This is a genomic window from Craterilacuibacter sp. (assembly GCF_051659485.1).
Taxonomy (GTDB): Bacteria; Pseudomonadota; Gammaproteobacteria; order Burkholderiales; family Chromobacteriaceae; genus Craterilacuibacter.
Window position 1 is genome coordinate 1 of sequence record NZ_JBOFOO010000076.1, and the last position, 3034, is coordinate 3034.

2 protein-coding genes are annotated in these 3034 nt (G+C 60.7%); both read left to right on the top strand.

What is annotated here, in order from left to right; translation table 11 throughout:
- Positions 1–160 precede the first annotated feature (160 nt).
- Entirely contained in the window at positions 161–1990 is a 1830-nt protein-coding gene (gene glmS, locus ACRC1E_RS02645) for a glutamine--fructose-6-phosphate transaminase (isomerizing) (protein WP_438513556.1), read from the top strand.
- 155 nt (positions 1991–2145) lie between these two features.
- Positions 2146–3034 (top strand): L,D-transpeptidase family protein (locus ACRC1E_RS02650; RefSeq protein ID WP_438513557.1); only part of this gene is annotated, 889 nt, incomplete at its 3' end.

Here is a 3034-nt window from a genome sequence, read left to right on the forward strand (position 1 = left end):
AGGCCAGTTGACGGTGGCGCGTGCGCGTCAGGTATCGCTTAACTGGAAGCGTCCGCTAAAAAAGTAAATCAGCCTTGTGGTGTGGCTTGGCTGCCGTTGGCAGCGCCACCCACCGGTGCACCATCAACCATCAAAGATAGAATTTCTGAGGACTAAAGACATGTGCGGAATTGTTGGAGCTATCGCGTCGCGCAATGTTGTGCCGGTACTGGTCGAAGGCCTGAAGCGCCTCGAATACCGTGGTTATGATTCGGCCGGTATTGCCGTGCTGGCCGGTGACAAGATCCGCCGCGTACGCCGTGTCGGCCGTGTGGTCGAGATGGAAAATGCCGCGCTGGCCGAGGCGTTGAGTGGTGAGCTTGGTATCGGCCACACCCGCTGGGCGACGCATGGCGGCGTAACCGAACCCAATGCCCACCCGCATGTGTCCGGCGAGCTGGTTGCCGTGGTGCACAACGGCATTATCGAAAATCACGAGGCCAAGCGTGCCGAGCTCAAGGCTGCGGGTTACGTTTTTACTTCGCAGACCGACACCGAGGTGATTGCCCATCTGGTGCATCACCACTATCAGCAAGAGCGTAATCTGCTGGCGGCAGTCAAGCGCGCAGTGCGCGAGCTGACCGGCGCCTACGCCATCGGCGTGATAGCACTGGACCAGCCGGATCAGCTGGTCTGCGCGCGCATGGGTTGCCCGCTCTTGGTTGGCCTGGGTGAGGGTGAAAATTTCATCGCATCCGACGTATCCGCCATTATTTCGGCCACGCGCCGCGTCATCTTTCTGGAAGAAGGCGATATCGGCCTGTTGACGCGTACCGGCGTGACGCTGACCGATAAGGATGACCAGCCGGTAGAGCGCAGCGTCCATGTTTCCGAAGTGTCGCTGGCCTCGCTGGAACTGGGCCCGTACAGTCATTTCATGCAGAAGGAAATCCACGAGCAGCCCAAGGCCATCGCCGACACGCTGGAAACCCTGCTGGATAGCGGTTTCGTGCCCGAGCTGTTTGGCGATCAGGCTGGCGAGGTATTGACGCGTGTGCGCGGGGTGAAAATCCTGGCCTGTGGCACCAGTTATTACGCCGGCCTGACCGCCAAGTACTGGATCGAGGCCATCGCCGGCATCCAGTGCGATGTCGAGATTGCCAGCGAATACCGCTACCGTGCCGCCTGGGCCGACCCCGAGCATCTGGTGGTCACCATCTCGCAGTCGGGCGAAACGCTGGATACGATGGAAGCGCTGAAATACGCGCGTGAACTAGGCCACAACTGGGCCTTGTCGATCTGTAATGTACGCGAGAGCGCCATCCCGCGCGCCTCAGATCTGGTGTTCTACACCCGTGCCGGTGCCGAAATCGGCGTCGCCTCGACCAAGGCGTTTACCACCCAGCTGGTGGCCCTGTTTACGCTGGCGGTGACGCTGGGCAAGCTGCGCGGCAAGGTAAGCGAGAGCGACGAGGCACGCCTGATCGACGAGTTGCGCCACCTCCCCGGCTCTATCCAGCATGCGCTGAATCTGGAGCCGCAGATCAAGGCCTGGGCCGACCGTTTTGCCGCCAAGAACGATGCCCTGTTTTTGGGGCGCGGCCTGCATTACCCGATCGCGCTCGAAGGCGCGCTCAAGCTCAAGGAAATCACCTATATCCACGCCGAAGCCTATCCGGCAGGCGAACTCAAGCACGGCCCGCTGGCGCTGGTCGACGAGAATATGCCGGTGGTGGTGATCGCCCCTAACGACAGCCTGCTGGAGAAGGTTAAATCGAATATGCAGGAAGTCTCCGCCCGTGGTGGCGAGCTGTTCGTGTTTGCCGATCTGGATAGCCACTTCGAGGACAGCCCGGGCGTGCATGTGATCCGTACCCCGCGCCACGCCGGCGTACTGTCGCCCATCGTGCACACCATTCCGGTACAGATGCTGGCTTATCATGTAGCGTTGGCACGCGGCACCGATGTCGACAAACCGCGCAACCTGGCTAAGTCGGTGACGGTTGAGTAAGCACCGCCGGCAGGCTGCTGGGTGATGAGTAGTCATTATTGCTGAACATTAAGAGGCTCTGAGGAGCCTCTTTTTTCGCATCATTGCAGTGCATCGTTCATCGTGCTCAGGATGTGCTTCACTGAAGGCATCGCGATATGCGATTGGAGGATGATATGCAAGCGCTTTTTCCGCACCGCCTGACCTTGCTGGCGCTGCTTATGGCTGCTGCCGGCGCTCAGGCACAGGTGTTCGATCTGCCGGATAACGGCGATACGGTGGTGGGGGCGCCGCAGGTGGTCACCATAGAGGCCGAGGGTAATTCGCTGTTTGACCTCGCCCGTCACTATGGCACCGGTTTTATGGAGATCACGCTGGCCAATCCCGGGGTCAATGTATGGACGCCGGCGGCGAATGCGCGAGTGGTGCTGCCGACGCAGTATGTGCTGCCGCCGACGCCGTGGCAGGGTGTGGTGGTGAATATTCCGCAGCGGCGGCTGTTTTATTTTTTACCCGATAAAAAAGGCCAGCCGCGTCAGGTCTATACCGTGCCCTTGGGGATTGCGCGCGAAGGCTGGTCGACGCCGCTGGGCGAGACCAAACTGGTCGCCAAGATACAAGACCCGGGCTGGACGCCACCTGACAGTATCAAGGCCGAGCATTTCGAGCGAGATGGCGAAGTCTTGCCCAATTATGTGCCGCCGGGCGAGGACAATCCGATGGGAATGCTGGCGCTGCAGACCGGCTTCAAGAGCATTTTCATCCACGGCACCAACAAACCGTGGGGGCTGGGGACCCGCGCCAGTCATGGCTGCCTGCACCTGTACCCCGAGAATGCGGCCGAGCTGGTGAAGTTGTTGCCGCGCGGGGTGCCGATTCGCATCATCAATGCGCCCTTGATGGCCGGTGTACTGGATGGCAAGCCGGTGATGGTGTCTTACCCGCAGGTGGACGAGTACGAGCAGCCTGCACCGGATAGGGCGCAGGCACAGGCGCTGCTGGATGCCTTGCCCGATGCCGGCGAGCGCGGGAATATAAGCAGCAAGCGCCTCGATGCCGTGCTGG